Source organism: Oxalobacter vibrioformis (genome assembly GCF_027118995.1).
GTDB lineage: Bacteria > Pseudomonadota > Gammaproteobacteria > Burkholderiales > Burkholderiaceae_D > Oxalobacter > Oxalobacter vibrioformis.
The window spans coordinates 1,796,960-1,813,398 of sequence record NZ_CP098242.1; the positions used below are offsets into that span (position 1 = coordinate 1,796,960).

15 protein-coding genes are annotated in these 16,439 nt (G+C 51.5%); 10 read left to right on the plus strand and 5 right to left on the minus strand.

All coding sequences use genetic code 11. The annotated features are described in order from the left end of the window. Positions 1-14 precede the first annotated feature (14 nt). Positions 15-1,523, minus strand: coding sequence for a leucyl aminopeptidase (locus tag NB640_RS08945; protein WP_269308372.1), 1,509 nt, complete (start codon positions 1,521-1,523; stop codon positions 15-17). A 36-nt stretch (positions 1,524-1,559) separates the two neighbouring features. Between NB640_RS08945 and lptF the strand changes: the two genes are divergently transcribed. The 3 genes from lptF (at position 1,560) to NB640_RS08960 (ending at position 4,951) form a co-directional block, all read left to right on the plus strand. Continuing rightward, positions 1,560-2,693, plus strand: coding sequence for an LPS export ABC transporter permease LptF (gene lptF, locus NB640_RS08950; RefSeq protein ID WP_408637920.1), 1,134 nt, complete (start codon positions 1,560-1,562; stop codon positions 2,691-2,693). Next, the gene (lptG, locus tag NB640_RS08955) at positions 2,690-3,841 is read left to right on the plus strand and encodes an LPS export ABC transporter permease LptG (RefSeq protein WP_269308374.1); all 1,152 of its coding nucleotides are present in this window, start codon (positions 2,690-2,692) and stop codon (positions 3,839-3,841) included. The genes lptF and lptG overlap by 4 nt, the downstream gene beginning before the upstream one ends. 168 nt (positions 3,842-4,009) lie before the next feature. Next, positions 4,010-4,951 carry a CysB family HTH-type transcriptional regulator gene (locus NB640_RS08960; RefSeq protein ID WP_269308375.1) on the plus strand — a complete coding sequence of 314 codons (942 nt, stop codon included), beginning with the start codon at positions 4,010-4,012 and terminating at the stop codon, positions 4,949-4,951. 185 nt (positions 4,952-5,136) lie between these two features. On the opposite strand, the gene hrpA is transcribed toward NB640_RS08960, so the two are convergent. After that, entirely contained in the window at positions 5,137-9,078 is a 3,942-nt protein-coding gene (hrpA, locus tag NB640_RS08965; protein ID WP_408637921.1) for an ATP-dependent RNA helicase HrpA, read from the minus strand. Positions 9,079-9,268: 190 nt separating this feature from the next. Between hrpA and argA the strand changes: the two genes are divergently transcribed. Then, complete coding sequence (gene argA / locus NB640_RS08970; protein ID WP_269308376.1) at positions 9,269-10,582, plus strand: amino-acid N-acetyltransferase; 1,314 nt, start codon at positions 9,269-9,271, stop codon at positions 10,580-10,582. 93 nt (positions 10,583-10,675) lie between these two features. Next, the gene (locus NB640_RS08975; protein ID WP_269308377.1) at positions 10,676-11,242 is read left to right on the plus strand and encodes a bifunctional transcriptional activator/DNA repair enzyme AdaA; all 567 of its coding nucleotides are present in this window, start codon (positions 10,676-10,678) and stop codon (positions 11,240-11,242) included. 114 nt (positions 11,243-11,356) lie between these two features. Here NB640_RS08975 and NB640_RS08980 read toward each other — a convergent pair whose 3' ends face one another. The 3 genes from NB640_RS08980 to NB640_RS08990 form a co-directional block, all read right to left on the minus strand. Continuing rightward, entirely contained in the window at positions 11,357-11,620 is a 264-nt protein-coding gene (locus NB640_RS08980; protein ID WP_269308378.1) for a thioredoxin family protein, read from the minus strand. Positions 11,621-11,745: 125 nt separating this feature from the next. Further along, positions 11,746-12,897: a permease gene (locus NB640_RS08985; RefSeq protein WP_269308379.1), complete on the minus strand. Its 1,152-nt coding sequence runs from the start codon at positions 12,895-12,897 to the stop codon at positions 11,746-11,748. A 66-nt stretch (positions 12,898-12,963) separates the two neighbouring features. Next, positions 12,964-13,323 (minus strand): ArsR/SmtB family transcription factor, encoded by a 360-nt coding sequence (locus tag NB640_RS08990; protein WP_269308380.1) that lies wholly within the window; start codon positions 13,321-13,323, stop codon positions 12,964-12,966. Between the two features lie 145 nt (positions 13,324-13,468). Between NB640_RS08990 and NB640_RS08995 the strand changes: the two genes are divergently transcribed. From NB640_RS08995 to NB640_RS09015, 5 genes are all read left to right on the plus strand, one after another. Beyond that, positions 13,469-13,825 (plus strand): DUF488 domain-containing protein, encoded by a 357-nt coding sequence (locus tag NB640_RS08995; protein WP_269308381.1) that lies wholly within the window; start codon positions 13,469-13,471, stop codon positions 13,823-13,825. Positions 13,826-13,956: 131 nt separating this feature from the next. After that, a complete protein-coding gene (gene proC, locus NB640_RS09000) occupies positions 13,957-14,769 on the plus strand; it encodes a pyrroline-5-carboxylate reductase (RefSeq protein ID WP_269308382.1) in 813 nt (270 codons plus the stop codon). Between the two features lie 44 nt (positions 14,770-14,813). Continuing rightward, on the plus strand, positions 14,814-15,089 hold the full coding sequence (locus NB640_RS09005; protein WP_269308383.1) for an oxidative damage protection protein: 276 nt from the start codon (positions 14,814-14,816) through the stop codon (positions 15,087-15,089). Positions 15,090-15,227: 138 nt separating this feature from the next. Then, positions 15,228-15,731, plus strand: a complete 504-nt coding sequence (locus tag NB640_RS09010; protein ID WP_269308384.1) for an Hsp20/alpha crystallin family protein — start codon at positions 15,228-15,230, stop codon at positions 15,729-15,731. A gap of 80 nt (positions 15,732-15,811) precedes the next feature. Beyond that, positions 15,812-16,297, plus strand: coding sequence for a YbhB/YbcL family Raf kinase inhibitor-like protein (locus tag NB640_RS09015; protein WP_269308385.1), 486 nt, complete (start codon positions 15,812-15,814; stop codon positions 16,295-16,297). Positions 16,298-16,439 lie beyond the last annotated feature (142 nt).

Genomic DNA, 16,439 nt, shown 5'->3' on the forward strand with positions numbered 1-16,439 from the left:
AGGAACCTTACGGCCTATTTCCGGCTTTCCCTGTTGAAAAGGTAGGTGCAAAGCAAGGGAACCGGCCGCCCGGTTGCGCCTTTGGCCGCACCGCTTTTCCATGCCGTGCCTGCAATATCAAAGTGTGCCCAGGTATATTTCCGGGTGAAGCGCTCCAGGAAGCAGGCGGCGGTAACACAGCCTGCCGGCTGGCCGCCAATGTTTGCCATATCGGCAAAATTGGATTTGAGCTGCTCCTGATAGATATCCTCAATCGGCATGCGCCATGCAGTGTCTCCACTGGCTTTTCCTGCGGCAAGCAGATCGGCAGCCAACTGGTTGTGCGCATCATCATCACGGGTAAAAAGCCCTGAATTGTGATGCCCCAATGCCACAACACAGGCACCGGTCAGGGTGGCAATATCAATGACAACATCCGGCTTGAATCTTTCCGTATAGGTAAGGGCATCACAAAGAATGAGGCGGCCTTCGGCATCCGTATTCAGTATCTCGATTGTCTGGCCGGACATGGAGGTGACAATATCCCCGGGTTTGTTGGCATGTCCGGAGGGCATGTTTTCGCAGGAAGGAATGACACCGATGACATTCTGTTTCAGGTTCATTTCGCCAATGGCAGCAAAGGTGCCTAATACGGCAGCTGCACCGCACATGTCATATTTCATTTCATCCATGCCTGGACCGGGTTTGAGCGAAATGCCACCGGAGTCAAATGTCAGGCCTTTGCCTACCAGCACCACCGGCGCTTCTTTTGCCTTGCCGCCATTGTGGCGCAGGACAATAAATTTCGGTGGTTCGTCACTGCCGCGTGCCACAGAAAGGAAACTGCTCATTTTCAGGGATTGCAGCTGTTTTCTTTCCAGAACCTGCACATTGAATTTGTAAGTGGAGGCGAGTTTTTTGGCTTGCTCGCCAAGATAGGTCGGAGTGCAGACATTGGCCGGGAGATTGCCCAGATCCTTTGCCAGGTTCACACCTTTTATCATGGCCCGGGTTCTCGCAACGGCTCCCCGGGCGGCAGCCGTATTTTGCCCTGATACATAAAAGGCGGCTTTTTTGACACCATCGGAAGATGCGTCTTTTTTGCTTTTCATCACATCAGGGCGGTAGGCTTTTTCACCTGCCGCAAAGAGAATGGCGGCAATTGCCCATTCAATAGGACGGTCCTTGATGTTTTCCAGCGGAAGGGCAATCAGCGCGTTTTTTGCACCCAGCGAGGAAAACGCCTGGGCCAGTGTTTTTGCCACCACAGTGAAGTCTTTTTCGGCGATAATTTCATTCTTGCCCAAACCGACAAGAAGAATACGGGGAGCATTGACGCCTTTGATATTGTGGAGAAGTAATGAACTGCTGGCTTTGCCGGATATATCGCCGGATTTGAGTGCGGTGGTGATACCTTTTGCGGTGTCCAGTTCTTTTGCTGCCGGGGAAAGGACACCCTTTTCGTACACGCCTACGGCGATACAATCAGTTTTTACCGTTTTAAGCGTGTTTTTTTTGTCGATGGTTTTTATGCTAAAGTCCATTTGTTTTCCTCCTGTCTTTTGCCATTATAACGTCTCATGATTTTTCAGCGTGCCCTCAGACGAGAACTGATGAGTATTGCGGGTGCGGTATTCATGACCCTCTTTACGATCACCGTCACCATGATGCTGATCCGGATTCTTGGACAGGCTGCAAAAGGAAGGGTTGCATCGGAAGACGTGGTGGCATTGATCGGTTTTTCCGCGCTTTCCTATTCCCCGATTATCATCGTTCTGACCGGCTTTATTTCAGTGCTGCTGGTTATCACACGCAGTTATCAGGATTCGGAAATGGTTGTCTGGTTTGCTTCGGGCTTAAGCCTGACCCGGTGGTTAAGGCCCATTCTTGAATTTGCGGTTCCCGTCGTTATTCTGGTGATGTTGTTCAGTTTTTTTATTACGCCCTGGTCGTATTACCAGAATGCGGTATATCGGGCGCGCTTTGACCAGCGGGAAGATCTGGCGCGTGTCTCACCGGGGAAATTCCAGGAATCCGCCAAGAAGGACCGGGTTTTTTATGTCGAGAAGATGGCTGAAGACATGAGTTATGTGGAAAATGTTTTCATTCATAACGTCAGAAACGGCAATATCAGTGTCGTGGTGTCAAAAGAAGGGACCGTTCGTACCAATGAAAAAGGGGAGCGCTATCTGGTGCTGGATGATGGACTGCGCTATGAAAAATCGGCAGATCCACCGGAATTCCGTCTACTTGAGTTTGAGCGATATACCTCATTGATCGATAACTCGCGGGAAACCGATTACATCACCAACTCCATTCGCGCCCTGTCCATGAAGGAACTGGTTGCGCAATTTGTTGTGACTCCCCGGGCAAAAGGGGAGATGCTCTGGCGTGTTGCGCAGCCGATCATGGCTTTCTTGCTGATGTTTCTGGCTGTGCCGCTGGGTTTCGTCAATCCCCGTGCGGGCCGTTCCTTCAACCTGCTTCTCGCCCTGCTCCTTTATGTGGCGTATAACAATCTGACCAGTGTGATGCAGACCTCGGTTTCCAGGGGAAGAATCAGTCTGCTTGCCGGCTGGTGGCCGCTGCATCTGCTGATTGCCCTGATTGTCATCGGGCTTTATGCCTGGCGTCTGGGAACAAACAGCCGCCGCCATCCCATGGTGATGTGGGTGGCCTGGAGAAAGCGTTTGAGGGAAAGGAGGGCCAAATGAAAATCCTGCAACGTTATTTTGCCAGCCAGATCATCAAATCCGTGCTGTTTGTGCTGGTTGCGTTTTTAGCGCTCTTTGCCTTTTTTGACCTGATTGCGGAAATCAATTCCGTGGGGCGGGGAGCCTACCGGCTGCGGCATGCTTTCATTTATATTCTGCTGAATCTGCCTGGCTACATATACGAATTAATGCCGGTTGCCGTTCTGATCGGCACGATTTATGTCCTGGCACGGTTTGCGGCCAATTCCGAATTCACCATCATGCGGGCCTCATCAATGTCAACGCTTCAGGCCGGCTGGATCCTGATAAAAATCGGCCTGATATTCCTGATTTTTATTTTTATGGTTGGTGAACTGATCACGCCTTATACCTCGGCCAAAGCGACTGCGTTCAGAGACAGCATGTTGCTTCGCGATATGACGCCGGGAAAGTTCCGCTCCGGTATCTGGAGTCGTGATTCAATTTATGCCAATGGCCTGGAGGGTGAGGTTATCGGCTTGCGCTTCATTAATATTGGCGGGTTGAGAACGGACCGGACGATCCGTGATATCCATTTGTATGAGTTTGATTTGCATCAGCAGATGCAGCGAATGATCACGGCCAGTAACGGACGGTATCTGGGCAGCCATCAGTGGGAACTGAGTGATGTGACAGAAGAAATCATTACCGCTCCCGGCAAGAAGGGAGAGACACGTTTTCCGGCATCTGCTCCCGAATTCAAGACAAAGAAAGCCGATGCCATGACGCTGTTGAGCGAGCTGACGCCGGATCTGCTGACAGTGCTTTCTGTTGATGCGACTCTGATGTCAGCCTACGATCTTTCGGTATATAACCGGCACCTGGAAGCCAACAGCCAGGATGCCACGGCTTACAAGATCGCGTTCTGGAAGAAGATCATTTATCCCTTTTCCGTTTTTGTCATGATGGGGCTAGCGTTGCCTTTTGCCTATCTGCATTTCCGATCCGGCGGCATCAGCGTGAAAATTTTTACCGGGATCATGATCGGCGTACTCTTCATGCTCTTAAACAGCCTCTTTTCCCATTTGGGGTTGTTAAATACCTGGCCGGCTTTCCTTACCGCCATTTTGCCCAGTATTATTTTCCTGCTTTTTGCTTGCGGTGCCTTATGGTGGGTGGAACGGCATTAGTGTCAGTTAACAGGTACTGGATGCTCCGGAATGTTTTTCCCGGTCATGACCGGATTTATTCATGGCTTCGTATATAATGGGAAAGCTAGTTCCCTGTAATTTAATATTTCTTTTCCATATAAGAGATCGTGTCACTTTCCGGCGCACAGGTCGTATCGGAGATTATCAATGAACCTGCACCAATTGCGTTTTGTGCGTGAAGCTGTCCGGCAGAATTTTAATCTGACCGAAGCGGCCAAAGCGTTGTATACCTCACAACCCGGCGTGTCAAAAGCGATTATCGAGCTTGAGGATGAGCTCGGGGTCGAGATTTTCCGGCGGCACGGCAAGCGAATCCGCGGGTTGACCGAGCCAGGCCAGATGATCCTGAAGTCTGTTGAAGTAATCATGCAGGAAATTGACAGTCTCAGGCAGATTGCCAAGGAATTTACGTCCCAGGATACCGGCAACCTGACGGTTGCGACGTCTTATGCGGAAGCGCGTTATTTTCTTCCCAAAACCATTTCCCAGTTCATTGCCAAATTTCCGAAAGTCCGCTTGTCCATGCTGCAGGGGACCGCGCAACAGCTGGTGGAATACGTGCAGGATGGCACCGCTGATATGGCCCTGATGATGGAGCATGATGGTGAGGTGGACAATATCATCGGGATACCGTTTTCCCAATGGGAATACTACCTGATTGTGCCGCACGGTCATGCGCTGGCACAGCCCAAACCGATCACACTGGAAGATGTTGCCAGCTATCCCCTGATCACTTACGAGCAGATGTTTCCGGGGCGCAAGCGGATTGAGCGGGCCTTTATGCAACGGGGCCTCAAGCCGGAAATCCAGATTGCCGCACTGACAGCGGATGTCATCAAGGCGTATGTTGAGCTCGGAATGGGTGTCGGCATTATTGTTGGCCTGGCTTATGACAGCGAACGGGACAGAAATCTGTATCCCATCCCGGCCGGGCATCTTTTCGGAACGGGGCGTTCGCGCCTTCTGATACGGAAAAATGCCTACCTGCGCAGTTATATCTATGCGTTTCTGGAAATGCTGTCTCCGATTCTGAATCGTAAAATGATCGAACAGGTGCTTTCGGGAGAAAAATCGAAATATGAAATCTGATACGGCTCAGGCTCAGCCCTCATTAATTTGCCTGCTGTAAAGCTGCTTTTCCCCGCCTGTCTTCGTTGTCGGGCCAAAATTGAACTCGCCGTATGTCTAATACGCCTTCGTCCAATGTTGTCCCGTCGCCTTGACAGGCAAGAAAAATCAGCCTTTCGCGGACAGCAGTTTAATGAGGGCTGAGCCTAACGCTGCATCGATTCCCAGACTTTCTGAAGCCGTTTGACGGAAACGGGCATAGGCGTACGCAGTTCCTGCGCAAAAAGTGAAACCCGCAACTCTTCCAGCATCCATCTGAAATCCTGCATTTTCGGGTCGATGATGCCGCCTGATTTCTGCCGTTCACGCCATGTGCGCTGCCAGGGGGAAGCTACGGCCTGCCAGTCAGCCATAAGGCGGGTATCGCGTGCCGGATCGGTACGGAGCTTGTCAATACGGACACTGGCGGCTTTCAGGTAACGCGGGAAGTGGGCCAGTCGTGCCGGATCATTTTCTGTCAGGAAGTTTTTGCCGAGCAGGGTTGCCAGTTGGCTTCGCATGTCGGTCAGGGCATTTTCATGTGCCTTGATGCCTTGTAGCTTGCGTTGCAACTGGGCGTATTCGGTGAGAATCTGCGATGCCAACCGGGCGATTTCGTTGACAAGGAGGCCTATTCTTGCCTTGCCTTCCCCGATCCGGGTGGCAAATCCGGTTTCATTTGCCGGGAGCGGCGCCTGCATGAAAGCGGCATCCAGGGCCGCCTGCAGGATACGGTCGCGCAATTCTTCCTGGGTGCCCAATGCAAGATACTGCATGCCCATTTTCTGCAGGTCCGGAATGTTTTTTGCCAGGAATTTCATCTGGTCTTTCAACTGCAGCGAAAAGAGGCGGCGAAGGCCTGCACGGTGGGTTTGTTCGGCAATGGCCGGTTCATCAAATACCTCGATTTCACAATGGGTTTCCTTGTCCACCAGCGCCGGATAGCCGATCAGCGATTGTTTCCCTCGGGAGATTTCCAGGAGTTCGGGCAATTCGCCAAAATTCCAGGAGGTGAGTTTTTCATGGTGTATCGGCAGGTTTTCTGGCGGGATGGCGTTGGCAGAAGGAGTTTTTCCCTGGCCGTTTTTTTCTTTCGATGGTTCAATCGCCCGAATGGGATTGTCTTCAGCCAGTTGCTGAAAGCTTTCCCTGGCTTTGCCTCCAAATTGCGCCTGGAGTGTCGCAATATTGCGCGCCATTTCCAGCATACGCCCGTTTTCATCCACAACACGAAAATTCATGAAGAGATGTGGCAGCAGTGTTTCGAGCCGGAAATCCTCGGTTTTCGGGGTGAGGCCTGTCTGTTCCCGTATGTCGGCAATGAGCGCATCCAGAAGGGGGCCTTTCCCGAAACGATCGGTTTCGTTGATGCGGTCACAGAAGCGGGAAGCATAATCCGGCAGGGGAACACATCGACGGCGCAGCCGTTGCGGAAGGGATTTGAGCAACTGGTGCGTTTTTTCTTTGAGCATGCCGGGCACGAGCCATTCGCAACGCTCGGCAGATAACTGGTTGAGTGCATAAAGCGGTACGGCAAGTGTCACCCCATCCCTGACATTGCCAGGCTCGAAATGATAAGAAAGCGCCATGTCCGTGCCGGCCAGCTTTAATTGTTTGGGGAAAAAATCCGTTGTGATGCCGGCGGCCTCATGCCGCATGAGATCGTCTTTGTTCAGATACAGCAGTTTCGGTGTGTTGGCTGCGATATCCTTGTGCCATTTTTCAAAGCTGATGCCGTTATAGACATCTTTGGGCAGATGTTTATCATAAAAAGCAGCGATTAACTCATCATCCACCAGCACATCCGCCCGTCGCGATTTGTGCTCCAGATTTTCAATTTCCCGGAGCAGTCGCTGGTTATGGGCAAAGAAGGGGGCGCGTGTTTCAAAGTCTCCGCCTGCCAGCGCATCGCGGATAAAAATTTCACGTGACTCAACCGGGTTGACTGGACCATAGTGCGTGCGCCGCTGGCTGTAGACAACCAGGCCATAAAGCGTTGCCCGTTCATATGCCGATACCTGGGCGGGGCGTTTTTCCCATCGGGGTTCTCCCCAGGATTTTTTCAGCAGGTGACGGCCTACCCGTTCCAGCCATTCCGGCTGGATTTGTGACAGACAGCGGGCGTAAAGGCGGGTGGTTTCCACCAGTTCTGCCGCCATCACCCATCTTCCGGCCTTTTTGCCCAGGGTTGAGCCAGGCCAGAGATAAAAACGGATGCCGCGCGCGCCCAGATAGTAAGCCCCGTCATCGGCCTTGCAGCCGATATTGCCCAAAAGACCGGTCAGCAAGGCCAGATGAAGCTGTTCATAGGTGGCCGGTGTCTCATTGAGACGCCATCCCTGTTCATGCACCAGCGCCAGCAATTGGGAATGCACATCACGCCATTCCCGCAGACGTAGTTGTGACAGAAAGCTGGCACGGCAGGTTTCCTGCAGTTGTTTGTTGGATTTCTTGTTTTTGACGGCATCATTGAACCAGTTCCAGATTTTGAGGTAGCTCATAAATTCCGAGCGGGGTTCAACAAATTTCTGATGCGCGTTGTCAGCGGCTTCCTGCGCGTCCAGCGGCCTTTCCCTGGGGTCCTGGGTGGAGAGTGCGGCGGCAATGATGAGCACTTCTGTCAGACTCTGCTGATCTCTTGCCGCCAGGATCATACGGCCGATTCGCGGATCAAGCGGCAGTCTGGACAGTTGCTGCCCTACCGCTGTCATTTGGTTTAACTCATCTAATGCACCCAGCTCCTGCAGGAGCTGGTAACCATCTGCGATGGCGCGTTTTAAAGGTGGCTCAAGAAAGGGAAAGGTTTCGACATCCCCGAGTCTCAAGGCTTGCATGCGCAGGATAACGGAAGCCAGTGATGAGCGCAGGATTTCCGGTGTGGTGTATTCAGGGCGCAAGGTAAAGTCCTGCTCCTCATACAGGCGAATGCAAATACCGGAGGCAACACGCCCGCATCGCCCGGCACGCTGGTTTGCGGCGGCCTGGGAAATGGGTTCGATATGAAGCTGCTCAACCTTGTTCCGATAACTGTAGCGCTTGATGCGGGCCAGGCCGGGGTCGATGACAAAACGGATACCCGGCACGGTCAAAGAGGTTTCTGCCACATTGGTTGCCAGCACGATTCTGCGGGCATTGGTCAGGCGGAAGATTTTTTCCTGCTCCTGGGCAGACAGGCGCGCAAAAAGCGGCAGGATTTCCACATGGGGCGGGTGGCGCCGCCTGAGGACATCGGCTGTATCCCGGATTTCCCGTTCCCCCGGAAGAAAAATCAGGATATCGCCTGACCCGATACGGACCACTTCATCAACGGCTTCGGCAATGGCTTCAATCAGGTTACGCTGCTCTCTGGCGGTTTCAGCCCGGCTGGCCGTTTTTTGTCCGTTTTTTCCGGATTCATCGGATGGCGAAAATGCGGGATCGTATACTGGCCGGTAGCGGATTTCCACCGGGTAAAGTCGGCCTGATACCTCAATGATCGGTGCCGGATTGCCTGCTGATCCGAAATGCCTGGCAAAGCGTTCGGCATCAATGGTTGCCGAGGTGATAATGAGTTTCAGGTCCGGGCGTTTTGGCAAAAGCTGCTTTAAGTAACCCAGCAAAAAATCAATATTCAGGCTGCGTTCATGCGCTTCGTCGATGATGATGGTGTCATATTGTTTGAGTAGACGGTCGCCTTGTGTTTCTGCAAGCAAAATACCGTCTGTCATCAGTTTGACGGAGGCACCGCGACTGAGCTTGTCAGTAAAGCGGATTTTATAGCCGACGTTTTCACCAAGGGGTGTGCCGAGTTCACTGGCAATTCGCCTGGCGGTTGCACTTGCCGCAATACGCCGTGGCTGGGTATGCCCGATCAGCCCTTTTGTACCGCGTCCCAGTTCCAGGCAGATCTTTGGCAATTGCGTGGTTTTGCCCGAGCCGGTTTCCCCACATACAATGATGACCTGATTAGCGTCCAGCGCAGCCGCAATCTCGTCTCGCTTGAGAGAAACCGGGAGTTCTTCCGGGTAGATAACAGGAGGAACCGGATTGCGAAAACCGGTTTGAAGGTTATCGGCTTGCGTCTGTGCAGGGAAACGGCGATTTTTTTTACTGATTTGAGTTGCTGTCATGTCGATGCGAATTATAATCCGAAGATTAAAAGATTGTCTTTTTATTCTCCTGTATAAGGCTTTGATTCAATTGAAATTTGCGAATGCCGCCTTTTCAGGGGAAAATGCGGGTTTTGCACCCATAAAAAGGCAGGGGGCGGATGTCCCGCAGGATTTTGTTTTGTACCATTTTTAAAGGGTAGGGCACATCATGGAAGATTCCATGCAGTTTGTGAACTGGTTGCGTTCGGTCGCACCGTATATTCACTCCTTCAGGGGGCAGACTTTTGTTGTGGCTTTTCCGGGGGAACTGGTTCGATCGGGTGCGCTGTCCACGCTGGTACACGATATTTCGCTTTTGCATGCCCTGGGTATCAAGGTGGTTATTGTGCATGGCTCCCGTCCGCAAGTGGAAGAGCAGCTCGCCTTGCGGCAAGTGGATGGCGGCTCATTTCATAATGGAACGCTGATTACGGATCCTGCCGCGCTGGAATGCGCCAAGGAAGCAACGGGTGAATTGCGTCTTGATATAGAGGCGGCTTTCAGCCAGGGATTGCCCAATACGCCGATGGCGCATGCTGAAATCCAGATTATTTCCGGCAATTTCATTACGGCCACGCCGCTTGGTGTTTTAGATGGTGTCGATATGCAGTTGACAGGCAAGACGAGAAAGGTGGCGTTTGACAGTATCCAGCGGATTTTAGATGCCGGTGATCTTGTCCTCTTGCCCCCGCTGGGTTTTTCACCAACAGGCGAAATTTTCAGCCTGAGGATGGAAGATGTGGCCATGTCTGCGGCATTGGCACTGCATGCACATAAGCTTATATTTGTCACCGAGACACCCCTTATGACCAATGCGGCAGGAGAGGAAATTCGTGAGATCACGCCACCGCAGGCAGAAATTCTTTTGAATTCGGGTCATCTTTCCGAGGCCGCTGCCGGTTATTTGCGTTTTGCATCGAAGGCGTGCATTGGCGGTGTGCCCAGAGCGCATATTGTGCCTTATGCCATGGATGGCTCTGCTTTGCTGGAGCTTTTCACCCACGATGGTGTCGGGACCATGATTACGTATGAAAATATTGATGTCCTGCGTGAAGCAACGATCCAGGATGTCGGCAGTATCCTTAAGCTGATTGAGCCTTATGAGGAAGATGGTACGTTGGTGAAACGGGGGCGTGAGCTTCTGGAGCAGGAAATCGGCAATTTTTCCGTCATGGAGCATGACGGGGTGATTTTTGGCTGTGCCGCTCTTTATCCTTTCCCCGCTGAAAAGATGGCGGAAATGGCCTGTCTTATTGTGGATCAGGAAGTACAGGAAGAAGGCGAGGGGGAGCGTATCCTGATTCATATTGAAAACCGGGCCAGAGCAATGGGGCTGACCCATCTCTTTATCCTGACCACCCAGACGGCACACTGGTTTTTGCGGCGCGGTTTTGTCTATGCAAGTGTCAATGAGTTGCCGAAAGACCGCCAGCATATTTACAATTGGCAGCGAAAATCCCAGGTTCTGATCAAAAAATTGTAACAAGGAATGTTATTTCAATGACTTCACGGAATTCTGGAAGCCAGGAAATGTTTCTCGTGTGAAAATGTGTTCATGAGGCATGCAAGCAGGATAATGCTGACCGAAGACGAGATGTGGTCAGCGGTACAGAATTGTGATGATCGTTTTGACGGCGTTTTTTATTATGCCGTGGTGACGACAGGCATCTTTTGTCGCCCCTCCTGTAAATCACGAAAACCTGTACGGGGCAATACGCTTTTCTTTGTCACGCCTGAGGTGGCCGCTGTCGAGAGTTATCGGCCGTGCAAACGCTGCCGCCCGGATATTCCCGGCTATGAACCCACAAAAATAATAGCGGAAAAAGCCAGAAAACAAATTGATCAAGCGTTTACAGAGCCAGGTTCTCTCCCCCAACTGCTGGGCAAACTAGGTGTCACGCAGGACCACCTGGCTCTCCTTTTTAAACGGCAGTATGGCATCACCCTGCACGAGTATCGCAGTCGCTTACGTGTTGAAAAAGCCGGGAAAATGCTGAGGGAGACAGAGGCTTCTGTTGCCACGATTGTCCATGAGTGCGGATTTGGCAGCCTGTCTTCGTTTTACAGCCTGTTCAAAAAATATACCGGTATGACGCCGACAGCCTATCGTATTGTCCCGGGCAGGAAAAAATCGCGGGAATAAATCCCTGTTCGCGGCAGAGGGCCTGTGCCATTTTCCCCGTGTCTTCAGACATCTGAAGGTAGAGAGATTGCCTGTTTTTCCAAGGAAACAGGGAAAAGCGGGCATTATCGCGTGTCAGTGAAGAACCCGATGTTGTGCGGAGGTGATTTTGTCAATCCAGGACTCGATTTCATGCCGGGCAGGAATGCGTCCGGCGGATTTGATAATATCGTCAATGGCCAGCACAGGCAGCTCGTCAGTGCCCAGTTCGCTGAGCTTGTCACGATTCGCAATTTTTCTGACAGAGATGTCGTTTCCTTTTTTTGCCGCAGCCAATTGACACTGTCTGGTGAGAGCCGCTGATTTTGCGGTATTGTGCCCGAATATTTGTATATCCATTTTTGTCCCGTTTATGCTTTCAGGTATCTGCCATTATCCTTCTGAGCTTTCCCGGCATAAAATGTTCATGCGTGTTTTTTGCGTCTGCTCAAGAAAACGTGCCTGTTGAATGCGGTGCTTCATTTTCACAGAACCCATCTGCCACACAGGTTGAGCAGCCATCCTGTCAACGTAAAAATAAACAGCAGGTAGCATAAAAACAGGCACAACAGTTTCGCTTTCATGACCTGCTTTAACATCAGAATTTCCGGAAGGCTGGCTGCAACCGCACTCATGCAGAACGCCAGGGTGGTGCCGACAGGAAGTCCTTTTTGCAGCAGGCTTTGCATGACAGGAATAATGGCGGTGACATTGGCATAAAGCGGGATACCGACCATGACAGAAAACGGCACTGTCCACCATTCTCCCTTTCCCAGATAATGTGAAAGCCAGGTTTCTGGCACATAGCCATGTAATACGGCGCCAATTGCAACCCCGATGATGATCCACAGCCAGACACGCATGACGATATCCCGGGTTTCATGCCATGCAAAAGTATGGCGCTGGCGAAGGCCGGGTTTTATCACAGTAGCCGTTGCATGGATGGGGATAGTTTTGACTGCAGGCAGTCTTTCCTGTGCTTTTCTCAGAAAAGGCTGCAGCCAGCGTTCAGCGTGCACCATATCCATCAAAAAACCGCCCAGTACACCTGCCAGCATACCAATGAGGAGATATACCAGCGTGAATTTCCATCCCAGCAGTTCCCACAGCAGGACAATCGCAATTTCATTGATAATCGGAGAAGTGATCAGAAAGGCCATGCTCACACCGACTGGAATGCGTGCTGTGGTAAAGCCCAGGAATAAAGGGATGCTTGAACAGGAACAAAACGGGGTGACAGCACCAAAACCCGACCCCATGAAATAGCCGGCAGCCCGCCCGCGCCCAACCAGGAAATTTCTGATTTTTTCCAGCGATAATGCGGCACGAAGCCATGCAATGATATATACCATCATGACGAGCAGAAGAAAGATTTTGACGGTGTCATAGAGGAAAAAAGCCAGGGATTGCCCCAAGGGTGAATCGGGTGCCATGCCGAACAGGTCATGAACCAGCCACTGGGTCGCCGGATGAATACCGGCATAAGCCATGCCCCAGATAGTGGCCCCAAGCCCGACAGAAACCAGATAGCGCACATGCCAGGACTTTCCCTGCGGGTCCTGCTGATCGGTTGCCTGGAGAGACGAGGGACAGCCACTGCTGATCGGAATGGTTTTTCTTTTATCCTGTATCGTCATGTCCGGATAGATAATTTTATAGTTGCTGAATTATTGAGCTGTTTGGTGAAAAAAATACAGGGCGGACTATGGTGTGTTTTTTTTCTGGAAAAGCAGGAGAGATACGCCGCTTTCGTCCCTGAATGCCTGGCAGACTTCCGGGTTTTCTGAACAGCATTGCTCTGTCAGAAAGCCAATCATGTCCAGCATGAGAGGAATATTGGCCCGGTAGCGCACGAAACGGCCTTCTTTTTCCATACTGACCAGCCCGGCATGCATGATGACTTTCAGATGAAAAGACAGGTTGGTAGACGGGATATCCAATTGGCGGGCAATCTCTCCGGCTACCAGCCCATCCGGCGCATTCTTGACAAGCAGCCTGAAGACATCCAGCCGGATGTCAGAAGAAAGGGCTTCAAATAATACAGCGGCTTTTTGGGTTTCCATAAAACGATTATTCAAAAAATGTTGAAATGTGTCAAGCGTCATCCGGTTCCGTTGATCTCACGGGGCAATGATACAAAACAGGATGAAATCGTGAAAATCGTTTAATCTGGCAATTGGGTGAAAAACAGACATGAAAGGAAGGACGATGGAAATTGTGATCAAGCGGGCCTATGAGCCTGTTTCAGCCGATGATGGTTTCCGGGTACTGATCGACAGGTTATGGCCCCGCGGACTGTCAAAGGAAAAGGCGCATATTGATTTCTGGGACAAGCATATTGCGCCTTCCACGGAATTGCGAAAATGGTTCAACCATGAACCGGGCAAATTTACGGAATTCACCCGCCGCTATGAGGCAGAGCTGAAAGAGGAAACTGAAGCACTGGGTGAACTGAAGGAAAAGGTCAGAGGGCAGAAAAAGGTCTCGCTGATTTATGGTGCAAAAGACCCGGAAATCAACCACGCCCGCGTATTGCAGGCGTACTTGCGAAAACAATGGAAATAAAGACAGTGTGCCGTGATCACGGTGGCAAAGGGAGAAAGTTTTCGTTGTCTTGTCACAGCGCGTATACTGATGCCTGTGGCGGTTGCTTGTAGCGTTAGGCATTGCGTCGCAGGTTTTTCAGGGAGAAAGAAATGAATATTGGTTTTCTGGGTGCAGGCAATATGGCCACATCCATCATCAGGGGCATGCTGGCCTCCGGTTTTACCAAACCGCAGAATATTTATGCAACCGCAAGAGATCAGGAAAAACTGAAACGCTTTGCCGAGGCAACGCGCATTAATATCTGTGCAGACAATGAGCAACTGGTTGAGGTTGCCGATGTGCTGATGTTGTCAATCAAGCCGGATATGTTTGATATACTGCTGCCGCCCCTTTCCAGGGCGGTGGCAAAGAAAAACCCGCTCGTGGTATCCGTTGCTGCAGGTACGTCAATGGAAAAAATCGGCGTTCTTCTGGGTGGTGTGGGCTCGCTGCCGATTGTGCGTGTGATTCCCAGTATCAATGTCGAAATCGGCCAGAGTATGACGGGTATCTGCTGTAACCGGATTGTGTCGGAAGAGCAATCCCGTTTTGTTTTTGCGCTTTTTGATACGCTGGGCAGGACCATGGCGATCGAGGAGTCCCAGTTTGGCGTGTTTTCGGCGGTTGCCTGCGCATCCCCGGCATTTGTTTTCATGTTTATTGAAGCGCTGGCACGAGGCGGCCTGAAAGGGGGCATGTCGATGCGGGATGCACTGATTGCGGCTGCGCAGGCTGTCATGGGCAGTGCTCAGTTTGTCCTGGAATGCAAAGAGCATCCGGCGGTCCTGATGGACCGGGTAACGTCACCAGGCGGAACAACGATTGCGGGTGTCATGGCGCTGGAAGAGGACGCTTTGCGTGCCAGTGTGATGCGGGCCGTCGATGCCGTCGGGAAACGTGACGCTGAATTGCTTCAGAAATAACAAACGGATAACAGGCCAGTGTGGCCCAGGGCAAGGAGAGAAAAATGGCAAGAATGATTTATTGCGCCAAGCTGCAAAAAGAGGTGGAGGGGCTGGATTATCCCCCTTATCCCGGTGAGCTGGGCAAGCGTATTTATGAAAATATCTCAAAAGAGGCGTGGGATGCCTGGATTCGTCAGCAGACCATGCTCGTTAACGAATATCGTCTGAATATGATGGATCCGCATGCCAGGAAGCTTTTGGCCGAGCAGATGGAAAAATTTCTCTTTGGCGAGGGGGCCGAGGAAGTACCGAATTACGTGCCCCCTGGTGAAAAGTAACGGAATTCAACAGGTGAAAAGACTGGTGTAAGCATGAGATTGTTGTAACGGTTGCTGGAGAATGTTTTATTATAAAAACCTGGTATTGCAGTGATGCATGTATTGAAAGTCTGAACTTTTTAACAACAGGAGGACATCATGCTGGATTCAATCAAACAGGCAAGTAAAAATATTGGTCGTGAGCTGAACCGGGCCTGGGAAAACCTGTCCGATGGCTGGCGTGAACTGTTAAGCCGCAGCAATAATTCACTGACCCATTTTGAGCCGGGTATGATGGATGGACAGCTCGAAGACGAGGCGAACCTGAATTTTCCGCGCTGGGGGCTGATTGCCAGTGAAGTGGAAGAAACGGCCAGCGACATTATTGTGCGTATTGAAATCCCGGGGGTGGAAAAACAGGACTGCACGATCCGGGTGGAAGGCAGTACGCTGATCATCAGCGGAGAAAAGCGTTTTGCCCGTGAAAGTGCTGAAAGCCATTACCATGCCATGGAGCGGGCGTATGGTGTTTTTGAACGCCGGATTGCCCTGCTGCGTCATGTGGATGCGGAAAAAGCCACGGCCAATGCCATCAACGGGGTACTGCTGATCCGCCTGCCCAAGGCGGCGACGGATACTGTCAGGGATATCCCGATTAACTGAGCCTGATGTCAAGCGCTGCCCTGTCAAAAGGGAGGCGCTTTTCTTGCCCTTTTTTCCCGTAACAGAGGAGGAGTCTGCCCATGTCATTCAAACTGTCATCCCCCGCTTTTGCTCATAATGAAATGATGCCTGCGCTTTATACTTGCGAAGGCCCGAATATTTCACCGCCTTTAGAGTGGACAGCGCCGCCTGCCGGCACCAAAAGTATCGTCCTGATTGTTGATGATCCTGATGCGCCGGATCCAGAAGCGCCAAAGATGACATGGGTACACTGGGTACTCTACAATATGCCGCCAGCACCAGGCACGCTGCCAGAAGGTATTGTAAACAAGGATTTGCCGGCCGGTACGCTGGTGGGCATCAATGACCGGAAAAATGCCGGGTATAACGGGCCTTGTCCGCCGATTGGCACGCATCGCTATTTCCACAAGATTTATGCGCTGGACACCGTCCTGCCGGACATGGGCAATGCCACCAAGGCTGAAGTCGTTGAAAAAATGGAAGGCCATGTGCTGGCCCAGTCTGAAATTATCGGTTTGTATATTCTGCAGAACAAGGATAAGTAAAGGAATCACTGATTAACGCGCCTTTGAGCGAATTGCTGCGCTCTTCGGTGTTCGCAAGCTTGTCTATCGTGAGATATGCCGCGCTTGCTGCGCGCCGTGCACTTCATCTCACAAAACACGTTAATCAGCGATTCCAAAACTG

Bases quoted from the DNA above. Each gene is read 5' to 3' on its own strand.
- NB640_RS08945 (WP_269308372.1), bottom strand. From the start codon at position 1,523: ATGGACTTTAGCATAAAAACCATCGACAAAAAAAACACGCTTAAAACG.
- lptF (WP_408637920.1), top strand. From the start codon at position 1,560: ATGATTTTTCAGCGTGCCCTCAGACGAGAACTGATGAGTATTGCGGGT.
- lptG (WP_269308374.1), top strand. From the start codon at position 2,690: ATGAAAATCCTGCAACGTTATTTTGCCAGCCAGATCATCAAATCCGTG.
- NB640_RS08960 (WP_269308375.1), top strand. From the start codon at position 4,010: ATGAACCTGCACCAATTGCGTTTTGTGCGTGAAGCTGTCCGGCAGAAT.
- hrpA (WP_408637921.1), bottom strand. From the start codon at position 9,078: ATGACAGCAACTCAAATCAGTAAAAAAAATCGCCGTTTCCCTGCACAG.
- argA (WP_269308376.1), top strand. From the start codon at position 9,269: ATGGAAGATTCCATGCAGTTTGTGAACTGGTTGCGTTCGGTCGCACCG.
- NB640_RS08975 (WP_269308377.1), top strand. From the start codon at position 10,676: ATGCTGACCGAAGACGAGATGTGGTCAGCGGTACAGAATTGTGATGAT.
- NB640_RS08980 (WP_269308378.1), bottom strand. From the start codon at position 11,620: ATGGATATACAAATATTCGGGCACAATACCGCAAAATCAGCGGCTCTC.
- NB640_RS08985 (WP_269308379.1), bottom strand. From the start codon at position 12,897: ATGACGATACAGGATAAAAGAAAAACCATTCCGATCAGCAGTGGCTGT.
- NB640_RS08990 (WP_269308380.1), bottom strand. From the start codon at position 13,323: ATGGAAACCCAAAAAGCCGCTGTATTATTTGAAGCCCTTTCTTCTGAC.
- NB640_RS08995 (WP_269308381.1), top strand. From the start codon at position 13,469: ATGGAAATTGTGATCAAGCGGGCCTATGAGCCTGTTTCAGCCGATGAT.
- proC (WP_269308382.1), top strand. From the start codon at position 13,957: ATGAATATTGGTTTTCTGGGTGCAGGCAATATGGCCACATCCATCATC.
- NB640_RS09005 (WP_269308383.1), top strand. From the start codon at position 14,814: ATGGCAAGAATGATTTATTGCGCCAAGCTGCAAAAAGAGGTGGAGGGG.
- NB640_RS09010 (WP_269308384.1), top strand. From the start codon at position 15,228: ATGCTGGATTCAATCAAACAGGCAAGTAAAAATATTGGTCGTGAGCTG.
- NB640_RS09015 (WP_269308385.1), top strand. From the start codon at position 15,812: ATGTCATTCAAACTGTCATCCCCCGCTTTTGCTCATAATGAAATGATG.